Below are 11,536 nucleotides of genomic sequence, written 5' to 3' on the forward strand. Positions count from 1 at the left end.
TGCCACACAGGAAGGGGAGATCCGCGACGGAACGGACGCCGACCGGGCCGCCGAGAAGAGGGGCCGAAGGACCGCTCAGCAGCTGAGCCGCGCTTCACGAGCCCGGACGGGCACCCTCCGCCGTGCCCGAGGGCTGTTCCAGGGGAGCGTGCCACACGAGCCGTGCCCCCTTTCCTTCCGGGCTCTGCAGCTCCATGTCGCCGCCGAGCGTCCGCGCGCGTTCCGCCATGTTGGCCAAGCCGCTGCGGCGGCCTCCGGCCGGGATGCCGACGCCGTTGTCCGTGACCGTCAGGCGGACCTGCTTGCCGTCGGTGTCCAGCACCACGTCGGCGCGGTCGGCGCGGGCGTGCCGGGCGACATTGGTCAGGGCCTCGGTGAGGACGGCCATGACGTGGTCGGCGGTCTTACCGGGCACGTGCGTGTCGAGCAGGCCCTCCATACGGACGCTGGGGGCGAAGCCCAGAAGAGGAGCTGCCTCACCGATCGCGCGCACCGCGCGGGAGCGCAGGCCGGGCGCCGTGCCGTCGTCGCGGGAACGCAGGCCGAAGATCGTCGACCTGATGATCTTGATGGTTTCGTCGAGGTCGTCCACCGCCCGCAGGATGCGCTCGGAAGCCACGTCGTCCTGGACGCGCCGCCCGGCGCTCTGCAGCGTCATGCCGGTGGCGAAGAGCCGCTGGATGGCCAGGTCGTGCAGGTCGCGTGCGATCCGGTCGCGGTCCTCCAACAGCGTGATCTGCTCGGCGTCCTGACGGCGTTCCGCCAGCTCCATCGCGACGGCGGCCTGCGCGGCGAAGACCTGGAGAGACTCGGTCTCCTTGCCGGTGAACTCCCGGCCGCCCGACTGCCGGGCCAGCAGAACCACTCCCTGGGCCTCGTCGCGCGAGCCGATCGGCACAGCGACGGCCGGTCCGAGCCCGTCGGAGCGCGGCGGGCCGACCGAGAGCGGGGAGTCACGTGAAACGTCCGCGGTGCTGACAGGAGCCCGGTGAACGAACGCCTGCCCGACGAGAGTGCCTTCCACCGGCAGGACGACCCCCCGCCATACGTCGGCCTCCTGGCCTATTGCGAGTTCCACGGCGAGTGTGTCCGTCCCGCTCACCGGCATCGCCACCACGCTCAGGGCCGAAGCGGTGATCTCCCTCGCCCGGTCCGCGATCAGCGGCAGCACCCCGCCCTGGTCGGCACCGGACATCAACGTGTGGGTGATCTCCGCGTTCGCCTCCAGCCAGCGTTCCCGCAGCCGGGACTCCTCGTAGAGGCGAGCGTTGTCGATCGCCACACCTGCCGCCACGGCCAGCGTGGCGAGCACCGACTCGTCGTCCTCGTCGAACTGCTGCCCGCCGCGCTTCTCCGTCAGGTACAGGTTGCCGAAGACGTGGTCGCGCACCCGGATGGGGACACCGAGGAAGGTGTTCATCGGCGGATGGTGGGCCGGAAAGCCGTAGGAGGACGGGTGCTCGGAGAGCTTGGGCAGACGCAACGGCTCCGGGTGGCGGATGAGCTCGCCCAGGATGCCGTGGCCTTCCGGGTAGGGTCCGATCCTCGCGATCTGTTCCTCGTCCACACCCACCGTGTGGAAAGCCGACAGCCGTTTGCCGTCCGGGCCGATCACCCCGAGCGCGGCGTACTCGGCGTCGACGAGGGCCGCCGCGGCCTCCACGATACTGCGCAGCGCCTGCTCCAGGTCCAGCTCACGGCCGACCGACAGCACGGCCTCCAGCAGGCTGTGAACCCGGTCCCGGGTCCCGCGCGCCGCGTCCAGCCGGGCCTGCAGCTCCTCCAGCAACTCGTCCAGTCGCAGTTGCGGCAGTCGCACCCGTGCCTCACGGGCTCCCTCGGCGTTCTCCACCCGCTACTCCTCCAACGCCGCACCGCCTGGCCACCGTCCCGTGCACCACCACAGTATCGGCTCGAACAGGAGCAGGACGAGGGACCGTCTCAGCCGTGCGGGCCCGACCGCCGGGCCTTCGCCTTCAGCGCCCGTCGGGTCGCATACGGTCGCGGGCCTGGGTGGCGATGACCGCGGCCTGGACGCGGCGCTCCACGCCGAGCTTGGCAAGCAGGCGGGAGATGTGGTTCTTCACCGTCTTCTCCGCGAGGTACAGCCGCTGCCCGATCTGCCGGTTGGTCAGCCCTTCACCGATCAGGTCGAGGATCTCGCACTCGCGGTCGGTCAGGCCCGGCAGCATCTCCGGCTCCTCGGCCGGCTGTCCGCCGCGCAGCCGTGCCATGAGCTTGGTCGTGGCGCTCGCGTCCAGCAGCGACTGCCCACGGGCCACCGTCCGCACGGCCGTGACCAGGTCCGATCCCTGGATCTGCTTCAGGACGTACCCGGCGGCTCCCGCCATGATCGAGTCCAGCAGTGCTTCCTCGTCGTCGAAGGAGGTCAGCATCAGACAGGCCAGGTCCGGCATCGTCGAGCGCAGTTCACGGCAGACGGTCACCCCGTCGCCGTCGGGCAGACGCACGTCGAGGACGGCCACGTCGGGCCGCAGGGCGGGGACCCGCACCAATGCCTGCTCCGCCGTCGCCGCTTCCCCGATGACCGTGATGCCCGGTTCGTCCTCCAGTAGGTCGTGCACCCCTCGCCGTACCACCTCGTGGTCGTCCAGGAGGAACACCCTGATCGGGCTGCCCGTGCTGCCGTCCTGCTCGCTGTGCGCCATCGACCGCTCCTCGTGTGCCTCGTCCCGTGCTGGCATCCTCATCCTGCAGGACGGCCCAGGACCAGGGCCGGTCGGCCCCACTTTCGCCCGCGTCAATGGGCCGCGAGCCCGTGCTCGCGGAACTGACCCCGTACCCGGTCCACCAGCGCCGGGTCGGGAATCGGCGTTCCGCGCAGAGGAAAAGGGACGCCCAGTGCGTCGTACTTGGTGGTGCCGAGCTTGTGGAACGGCAGGACGTCGACCCGCTCCACGCAGCCCAGACCGGAGAGGAACGCGGCAAGCCCGTCGACGGCGGATGCGTCGTCGGTCCAGCCGGGCACCAGGACGTACCTGATCCACACACGCTTGCCCAGCCGATCGAGGCGGTTCACGAAGCTGAGGGTGGGGGCGAGTGCGCCGCCGGTCAGCTTCTTGTAGGTGGTGGTGTCGAACGACTTGACGTCGAGGAGCACCAGGTCGGTGTCGGCGAGGAGCTCGTCCGGGGCCCGGGCCCCCAGGAGTCCGGAGGTGTCGAGGGCCGTGTGCAGACCGGCCTCCTTGCAGCGGCGCAGGAGCGTCCCGGTAAAGGCCGGCTGGAGCAGGGGTTCACCGCCGGTGACGGTGAACCCGCCCCCGGCCGTGGTGATGAAGCCCCGGTACGTGCCGATCTCCGCCATCACCTCGTCGACGGTGGCCTCCCGTCCGTCGCGCATGTGCCAGGTGTCGGGATTGGCGCAGTAGAGGCAGCGCAGCGGGCAGCCGCTCACGAAGAGCACGAACCGGGTCCCGGGACCGTCCACGCCGGTGGACAGGTCCCAGGAGTGGATCCGGCCTGTCGTCCTGGTGCTCACCGTGCTCCGTGGAAGGTGCGGCTGATCACGTCGAGCTGCTGCTCGCGGGTCAGACGGACGAAGTTCACCGCGTAGCCGGAGACCCTGATGGTCAGCTCGGGGTACTTCTCCGGGTGCTCCATGGCGTCCTCCAGCACGGCCCGGCTCAGCACGTTGACGTTCATGTGGAAGCCGCCCGCGGATACGTAGGCGTCGAGGATGCCGACCAGGTGACCGGCGCGTTCCCCGGGGACGTGCCCCAGTCCCTCCGGGGTGATCGTGGTGGTCAGGGAGATGCCGTCCCGTGCGGCGTCGTAGGGCAGTTTGGCCACCGAGAGGGCGGAGGCGGCCACGCCGTGCTTGTCGCGGCCGTTCATCGGGTTGGCGCCGGGAGCGAAGGGTTGTCCGGCGCGCCGGCCGTCAGGGGTGTTACCGGTGTGCTTGCCGTACACGACGTTGGAGGTGATGGTCAGCACGGACTGGGTGTGCTCCGCGTCGCGGTAGGCGGGGTGCTCACGCACCTTCGCCATGAACGACTCCACCAGGTCGACGGCGATGCCGTCGGCACGGTCGTCGTTGTTGCCGTACACCGGGAACTCCCCCTCGGTCCGGAAGTCCACGGCCAGCCCCGTCCGGTCGCGGAAGACCTTGACACGCGCGTGCTTGACAGCGGACAGGCTGTCCACGGCGACGGACAGGCCGGCGATGCCGCAGGCCATGAAGCGGTGGACGGGGTAGTCGTGCAGCGCCATCTCGATGCGCTCGTAGGCGTACTTGTCGTGCATGTAATGGATGACGTTGAGCGCGTCGACGTACGTCTGCGCGAGCCAGTCCAGCACGCGGTCGTACGCGGCCGACAGCTCGTCGTAGTCGAGGTACTCACCGGTCAGGGGCGGCATCGCGGGGGCGATCTGATCTCCGGTCATCTCGTCCTGGCCGCCGTTGACGGCGTACAGCAGTGCCTTGGCGAGGTTGACGCGGGCTCCGAAGAACTGCATCTGCCTGCCCACCGCCATGGCGGAGACGCAGCAGGCGATCGCGGTGTCGTCGCCGGTGCGTGTCCGCATCAGGTCGTCCGACTCGTACTGGACGGCGCTGGTGTCGATGGACACCTGGGCGCAGAACTTCTTGAAGCCGTCCGGAAGTCGCGAGGACCACAGCACGGTCAGATTCGGTTCCGGGGCGGGGCCGAGGTTGTACAGGGTCTGCAGGAAGCGGAAGGAGGTGCGGGTGACCAGCGGGCGGCCGTCGGCACCGATGCCGCCGATGGACTCCGTCACCCAGGTCGGGTCGCCGGAGAACAGCGCGTCGTACTCGGGGGTGCGCAGGAAGCGGACGATGCGGAGCTTGATGACGAAGTCGTCGATCAGTTCCTGGGCACGCGTCTCGTCGAGGAGTCCGCCGTCCAGATCGCGCTGCAGGTAGACGTCCAGGAAGGTGGAGGTCCGGCCGAGCGACATCGCAGCGCCGTTCTGCTCCTTCACAGCGGCCAGGTAGCCGAGGTAGAGCCACTGCACGGCCTCGTGCGCGGTAGCCGCGGGACGGCTGACGTCACAGCCGTACGTCGCGGCCATCGCCGTCAGCTCGCCCAGCGCCCGGGCCTGTTCGGCCAGTTCCTCCCGGTCGCGGATGACGTCCGCGGTGGACGGCCTGCCGTCGAGGCCGGCGCGTTCGGCGCGCTTGGCCTCGATGAGCCGGTCGGTGCCGTAGAGGGCGACGCGCCGGTAGTCGCCGATGATCCGGCCGCGACCGTAGGCGTCCGGGAGTCCGGTGATGATGCCGACCCTGCGGGCGGCGCGCATCGCCGGGGTGTAGGCGTCGAACACGCCGGCGTTGTGGGTCTTGCGGTACGTGTCGAACACCCGCGTCACGAACGGGTCGGGCTCGTAGCCGTACGCCTTCAGCCCGTTCTCCACCATGCGCAGGCCGCCGTTGGGCATGATCGCCCGCTTCAGCGGCGCGTCGGTCTGCAGGCCGACGATCAGCTCACGGTCACGGTCGATCCAGCCGGGGGCGTGCGAGGTGATGGTGGAGGGGGTGGTGGTGTCCACGTCGAGGATGCCCTTGCGCCGCTCCTCGGGGAACAGCGCGCTGACCGTCTCCCATACCGCCCGCGTGCGGCCCGTGGCACCGGTCAGGAAGGAAGCGTCGCCCTCGTAGGGCGTGTAGTTGGCCTGGATGAAGTCACGCACGTCGATACGCGCACGCCACCCGTTCCCTGTGAACTGTCGCCAGGCGTCGGCGGTCCGGGGGGCGGCTGTCACCGTCGCGGTCATCGCAGGTCCTCTCGTCGGACGGTCTCGTCACTGCCGATACTCGTCGTGCGGGCAGGCGGCGAGGAGTGCCGGTCAGGGCACCGACGGATCCCGTGCGGCCCCGACCGGCGGGACCTTCGGCCTCCCACGGACAGATGCCTCGGCGCGTCGGTCGGTGGAAGTCTTCGCTCCGGAGCCGAATGGGCTTCCAGCGCCTGTGCCCCCGCATCGCCCGCCACCGGCGTGTTCGGCCGGGGGCCGTGGACGTCGCGCGTCGGCGGCAGCCGCTGTTCCGATGGCCCAGAGCCACGCGCTCTCGTGAGGTGGACACCGGAGTGGGCCCGCAGGGTGCGGAGCGGCCATGGCGGTGATGTGCTGTGTCCACCGGTCCGCTCACTGGGTACCCGGTAAGTGGAGGCCGCGTTCCGGTCCGAGAGAGGAGGAGGCGTGGCATTGCGACATGTCGATGAGGAAACAGTGGTCGCCTTGGTGGCCGCGGCCACGGCGGCGCCCTCCATGCACAACGCGCAGCCGTGGCGCTTCCGCTTCCTGACCGGCGAGAGCCTCCTGCTGCTGTACGCCGATGACGAGCGGGCCATGCCGCGCTCCGATCCCGGTGACCGGGCGCTGCACATCGGCTGTGGGGCTGCGCTGTTCAATCTGCGTGTCGCCGCCGCGCACGCGGGCCTCGCCCCGGACGTCCGGCTGCTGCCCGAGCCGCAGGACCCACTGCTGCTCGCCGCCGTCCATCTGGCCGAGCAGGCCGGGCGCGAGCGGGACGATGCCCTGGCGCGGCTGCACCCGGGGATCCGGCAGCGGCACACCAGCCGTCACCCCTTCGCGGAGACGGACATTCCCGAAGAGGTACGGAGCATGCTGCAGGACGCCGCCGCGCGCGAGTCCGCAGCTCTGCACTTCCCCGCTCCCTGGCACGCCGAGACGGTGCTCGACCTGGTTCGCGACGCGGAGAGCCGGGACGCCATGGACCCCGGTGCCCGCGAGGACCTCATCCGCTGGACGCGGCTCGGTCCGGAAGCGGACACGGCCGTCGACGGCGTCCCCGAGTACGCCTTCGGGCCCCGCAAACGGGACGGCAGAGCCCCCGTACGGGACTTCGCCGGACGTCGGCCGGTGGCCGACCGTGGCAGCACCACCTTCGAGTTCGCCCCGCACCTGGCCTTGCTGAGCACCTCCGGTGACGGCCCTGAGGACTGGTTGCACGCCGGGCAGGCACTGGAACGGGTACTGCTGGAGGCCACCCTGGCCGAGCTGGCGACCTCTCTGACCTCCCACGCGCTGGAGACCGCGGAGCTGCGGCTGCTGGTACGCGACCCGGGATCGGGCTTGGGGCAAGTGCAGATGGTGCTGCGTATCGGCTACGGCCCGAGAGGCCCGGCCACTCCTCGCCGACCGGTGAAGGACGTTCTGCACATCATGTGACCGGGCCTCGCTGGCATGTGAGGTCTTCCGCGCATCAGGCGCCCGCGGACGTCACGGCCAACCGGGCGAGGACGCACGGCCCGTTCCGGACGAGGGGCCGCAGGGTCTCCGCGCTCGCGCGACCCGGCCGGCGGGTCCGTCGCGCGACTCCAGTACGCCCCCGAGCCGGTTGGCCCCACAGGGAAGGCCGATCGGCCCGTCTGGCCCGGCACCAGGACCGCCAGGATGGTGAGCACAGTTCCCCTGCACACCACCTTGTCGAGGAGACCCATGCTTTCGCCCGATTCGGCCGCCGTCGTCCGCGCAACCCTGCCCGCCGTCGGCGGGGCTCTGGACGAGATCACGGCTCGGTTCTACGGCACCATGTTCGCCGAGCAGCCCGAACTGCTGGACGGGCTGTTCAACCGCGGCAACCAGGCCAGCGGTGGTCAGCGCCGTGCTCTCGCCGGTTCCATCGCCGCCTTCGCGCAGGCGCTGCTCGCCGATCCCGAGACCAGGCCGGACGCGCTGCTTTCCCGGATCGCCCACAAGCATGCCGCGCTCGGTGTGACCGAGGACCAGTACACGATCGTCCACAAGTACCTCTTCCATGCCATCGCGGAGGTGCTCGGCGAAGCGGTCACGCCGCAGGTGGCCGCCGCTTGGGACGAGGTGTACTGGCTCATGGCCGGCGCCCTGATCGCCCAGGAGGCCCGTCTCCATCAGGAGGCGCAGATCGACCCCCGTCACCCCTGGCGGCGGTGGACGGTGGTGGAACGGCGCGAGGAGACCCCCGACGTGGTCTCCTTCCTGCTGCGCCCGGCCGACGAGGATCCCGTGCCGCCCGCCCGCGCCGGCCAGTACGTCAGCGTCAGGGTGCGGATGCCCGACGGCATACACCAGGTGCGCCAGTACAGCCTGTCGGGCGCCCCCGGCGACCAGCTGCGCCGGGTCACCGTGAAACGGGTGGCGAGCCTGTCCGACGCGCCCGAGGGCGAGGTGTCCAACCAGTTGCACCGCACCGTCGAGGCCGGTGACGAACTCACCCTGTCCGCTCCGTTCGGCGATGTGGTCCTCGACGACGCAGACAACCCTCTGCTGCTGATCTCGGCCGGTATCGGCTGCACCCCGATGGTCGGCATGCTCGAACACCTCGCGGCGACCGGAGCCACCCGCCCGGTCACGGTGCTGCACGCCGATCGCTCTCCGGCAGACCATGCCTTGCTCCCGGACATCCACCGCCTGGTCGGCAGCCTGCCCGCCGCCCGGGCAGAGTTCTGGTACGAGCAGAACGCCGCTGCCGAGCCCGGCGCCCACTCCGGTCTGATGGATCTCAAAGGGCTGAACCTGTCCGCCGACACCGATGTCTACCTTTGCGGCTCACTGCCCTTCATGCGGGCCGTCAGGGCACAGCTGATCCAGTCGGGCGTCCCGGCGCGCCACATCCGCTACGAGGTCTTCGGCCCCGACCTGTGGCTGGCCCACACGGAAGCCTGAGCGCAGGCGGCGCGGGGGCCGTGGGGCCGACGATCTGATCAGCGACGGAGGCTGTACGAGCTACTGCTGCCCGCCGCGGACGATCCCGACCTGCTCGCCTCGTGCACCTGGCCGCGGGCGGCGAGGACGGGCCCCCGGCCTTGCGGCCACTGTACGAGGCCGTCGAATGGCGTCACAGCAGCCGGATGCCCTTCACCGGCCGCCCCGTGCCTGAAGCGATCGTGACGGGAGATGATCACTGCGGCGCACACGCAGGGCGCACGTCTTGAGGTCCCCGACATCGTAAGGACCAGGCGTCTGCTGCGGTTGACCCAGACGGGCGAGGTCCGCAACGCATCCCACCCCGGCCGCACTGCGGAGGCACACCGCTGGCTCACCGTCCCAGGAACCGACTCCGGGTACGGCATCCCCGTCACCGCGGTGGGAGCCCTGGACGCGTCCGGCCGGATACCGATGCGGGACTTCACCGGTCAGCTACCCGTGCCGCACCTTCCCGCCCTGCACTTCGAACGCCACGCGCAGGTAGCACTGTTGTGGACGGCCCGGGACCGGCACAAGGACTGGCTGAGGGCGGGCCAAGCGCTGCAACACGTGCTGCTCACGGCGACCTCGTACGGGCTACGCACCTCCATGCCGCACCAGGCGATGGAATGGAAGGATCTGCGGGCGGCGGTGAACGGTTCGCAGCAGCGGTGCCCGCGGTTGCTGATCCGGTTCGGGTACGAGCCCGAGGGCAGCCGCACCCCGCGCGCGGCCGCGTACGCCGCAACGCCCGGGAAGGCAGCCTCCGGTAGGAGGGCCGCCCCGCCCGGTTGACCGTGTCCGGTCAGCTATGCAGACCGGACAGGCATGCGGAAACGCCCGCGGCTTCCGCCTCAGCCGGCGGTGCGCGTATCTGCGATCTCGCGTCCCGTGACCAACTCGGAGTCGATGCGCACGAAGACACCGTCGCGTACGGGCATCCAGGAATGCGGGCCGGACTGCGAGAGCCGTTCGTGCTCGGCGGGCTCGGCCACCACGCCGGCCCGACCGGTGACGACCACGCTCCAGCCCGACCGGGTCGCCGCGCTGAACTCGTCCGCCTCGAAAGCGACCACGGCACCATCAATGGCCTGCACGAGGTCGGAGACCGCCGAGGTGTACAGCAGAACGGAGTCGTCCTCGTCCAGGAAGAAGTTGACCGGGAGGACCGCGGGCAGCGCCTGCCGGGTGTACACGACCCGGCCGAGCGGCACTTCGGCCAGCAGACGAAGGCATTCCAGCCGGTCGAGAATGCGGATGGCGTCGTTCTCGAGCATCCCGCCATTCTCCGCGTCGCGGTGTGACACCGGGTAGGGCCGGTCGGCCCCTTCTGCGGATCCCGGCAGCGGACGGCCGCATCCGCCGCTCCGACCGAGTCCTGTGGGCAATCCGGGGCGCGGGCCTGGCTGATGCTGGCCCTGGTCACCGTCGGCTTCGCCGTCAACCTCTGGGCCTTGGCGCTGCTCAGCCCGCTCGGCCCTCGGTTCAAGAACAGGCTCGACCTGTCATCGTTCGAGCAGTCGCTGCTGGTGGCGGTGCCGGTCGCCGTCGGTTCTCCGGGCCGGATCCCGGTCGGCGCACTGACCTTGTGGGCGCCCCGCGGGTCCGGGCGCTCGGCGAGATCGTCGCCGAGCGCCTCCTTGCCGGTGCCGCCTCCAGGCGGATACCCGACACTCAGCCGCTTCTCCCCACGGCCGGACTGGAATGCGTCTCCCGCTCGCCGTTCCGGGCGCCGAAGGCACGCCCGGAAGCCGGGCGTGCCGCCCCGGAGGGGACCGAGGGGAGCGGACACCAGCCGGGGCGCGGGGCTCATCGGCCCTGTGGCCAGGGCCGGGTCGCCCTCCCCACCGGGACCGGCCGCCCCTGGTACGTGACTGCGGAGCACGGCAGTCTTGACCTGTGGCGGCACGGTCACGGGCAGCTGAGCACCGGATCGCCCGGCACCTCGGTGCCCGTGAGACCTTCGCCCCCATGCGAGCGCGCCGCGACCGCTGCCGAACGGAGTCACCACGGCGGCACCTGTCTGACGAACGCGCGGTCCCCGTGGCGGGACGGCTTGCAGAAACGGGTGTCACGCGGCGCCTGCCAGGTGTGGCGGGGCGCCGGAGTCTGACATCGGTTCCGGCTCTCTTCGCCCATGCTCGTGAAGGAGGATTGATGGTGGCCCCTCGCACTGTCGGTGAGGTCATGACACGGGACGTCGTGCAGGTCGGCCCGACGACACCGTTCAAGGAGGTCGTGCGACTGCTCGACCACCACCGGATCAGCGGACTGCCGGTGGTCGACACCGACGACAAGGTCCTCGGTGTCCTCTCCGGAAGCGACCTGGTACGCGCCCAGGCGTACCGGGAAGGCTCCGCCCCGCCCCTGGCCGTGAACGCACAGGACATGATGTCCAGCCCGGCCATCACCGTGCACCCGGAGCAGTCCGTACCTGACGCCGCCCGGCTCATGGAGCGCCGCGGTGTCCAGCGGCTGCCCGTGGTGGACGAGGCCGACCGCCTGATCGGCATCGCCACCCGCCGCGACCTTCTCCGGGTCTTCCTGCGTGCGGACGAGGACATCCGCCGAGAGGTGGCCGAGGAGATCATCGGAGCCACAGAGGCGCTGCCGTCCGACGCGGTCCTCGTCTCTGTTAGCGACGGTGTCATCACTCTCGAGGGCCGGGTGGAACTGCGTTCCCGGGTACCGGAGATCGTTTACGCCGCCTGGCGCCTCGAAGGTGTGGTCGGCGTGGTGAACGGTCTGGGCTTCCGCGTCGACGACTGTGCGGAACCGGCCGGCCCCGCTCGCGTCGGGAGCGGATGAGCCAGCGGCGAACGGCCTCGCGCGGCGGCTCGGGCTACCTGGGCCGACGGTCCCTACC

9 protein-coding genes and 1 pseudogene are annotated in these 11,536 nt (G+C 70.7%); 5 read left to right on the plus strand and 5 right to left on the minus strand.

Annotated elements, in window-relative coordinates; all coding sequences use genetic code 11:
• Positions 1-94 precede the first annotated feature (94 nt).
• From RI138_RS02415 to pflB, 4 genes are all read right to left on the minus strand, one after another.
• Complete coding sequence (locus RI138_RS02415) at positions 95-1,852, minus strand: sensor histidine kinase (protein WP_311118571.1); 1,758 nt, start codon at positions 1,850-1,852, stop codon at positions 95-97.
• Positions 1,853-1,976: 124 nt separating this feature from the next.
• Positions 1,977-2,669, minus strand: a complete 693-nt coding sequence (locus RI138_RS02420) for a response regulator transcription factor (RefSeq protein WP_311122791.1) — start codon at positions 2,667-2,669, stop codon at positions 1,977-1,979.
• Between the two features lie 92 nt (positions 2,670-2,761).
• The gene (gene pflA, locus RI138_RS02425) at positions 2,762-3,499 is read right to left on the minus strand and encodes a pyruvate formate-lyase-activating protein (protein WP_311118572.1); all 738 of its coding nucleotides are present in this window, start codon (positions 3,497-3,499) and stop codon (positions 2,762-2,764) included.
• The gene (gene pflB / locus RI138_RS02430) at positions 3,496-5,754 is read right to left on the minus strand and encodes a formate C-acetyltransferase (RefSeq protein WP_311118573.1); all 2,259 of its coding nucleotides are present in this window, start codon (positions 5,752-5,754) and stop codon (positions 3,496-3,498) included. Before pflB ends, pflA begins: the two co-directional genes overlap by 4 nt.
• Positions 5,755-6,180: 426 nt before the next feature.
• Between pflB and RI138_RS02435 the strand changes: the two genes are divergently transcribed.
• From RI138_RS02435 to RI138_RS02445, 3 genes are all read left to right on the plus strand, one after another.
• Positions 6,181-7,173, plus strand: coding sequence for an Acg family FMN-binding oxidoreductase (locus tag RI138_RS02435; RefSeq protein ID WP_311118574.1), 993 nt, complete (start codon positions 6,181-6,183; stop codon positions 7,171-7,173).
• Between the two features lie 270 nt (positions 7,174-7,443).
• On the plus strand, positions 7,444-8,649 hold the full coding sequence (locus tag RI138_RS02440; protein WP_311118575.1) for a globin domain-containing protein: 1,206 nt from the start codon (positions 7,444-7,446) through the stop codon (positions 8,647-8,649).
• A 231-nt stretch (positions 8,650-8,880) separates the two neighbouring features.
• Positions 8,881-9,465, plus strand: a complete 585-nt coding sequence (locus tag RI138_RS02445; RefSeq protein ID WP_311118576.1) for a hypothetical protein — start codon at positions 8,881-8,883, stop codon at positions 9,463-9,465.
• A 59-nt stretch (positions 9,466-9,524) separates the two neighbouring features.
• Here RI138_RS02445 and RI138_RS02450 read toward each other — a convergent pair whose 3' ends face one another.
• A complete protein-coding gene (locus RI138_RS02450; RefSeq protein ID WP_311118577.1) occupies positions 9,525-9,947 on the minus strand; it encodes a pyridoxamine 5'-phosphate oxidase family protein in 423 nt (140 codons plus the stop codon).
• A gap of 132 nt (positions 9,948-10,079) precedes the next feature.
• On the opposite strand from RI138_RS02450, the pseudogene RI138_RS02455 reads away from it, so the two are divergent.
• Positions 10,080-10,322, plus strand: a pseudogene (locus tag RI138_RS02455) (MFS transporter); the annotation flags it as partial.
• 508 nt (positions 10,323-10,830) lie between these two features.
• Positions 10,831-11,478, plus strand: a complete 648-nt coding sequence (locus RI138_RS02460; protein WP_398864195.1) for a CBS domain-containing protein — start codon at positions 10,831-10,833, stop codon at positions 11,476-11,478.
• Positions 11,479-11,536 lie beyond the last annotated feature (58 nt).

The organism is Streptomyces durocortorensis (genome assembly GCF_031760065.1).
Lineage (GTDB): Bacteria > Actinomycetota > Actinomycetes > Streptomycetales > Streptomycetaceae > Streptomyces.

Excerpts from the sequence above, each read along its gene's own strand:
- RI138_RS02440 (WP_311118575.1), top strand. The coding sequence starts at position 7,444 with ATGCTTTCGCCCGATTCGGCCGCCGTCGTCCGCGCAACCCTGCCCGCC.
- pflB (WP_311118573.1), bottom strand. The coding sequence starts at position 5,754 with ATGACCGCGACGGTGACAGCCGCCCCCCGGACCGCCGACGCCTGGCGA.
- RI138_RS02450 (WP_311118577.1), bottom strand. The coding sequence starts at position 9,947 with ATGCTCGAGAACGACGCCATCCGCATTCTCGACCGGCTGGAATGCCTT.
- RI138_RS02445 (WP_311118576.1), top strand. The coding sequence starts at position 8,881 with ATGATCACTGCGGCGCACACGCAGGGCGCACGTCTTGAGGTCCCCGAC.
- RI138_RS02420 (WP_311122791.1), bottom strand. The coding sequence starts at position 2,669 with ATGGCGCACAGCGAGCAGGACGGCAGCACGGGCAGCCCGATCAGGGTG.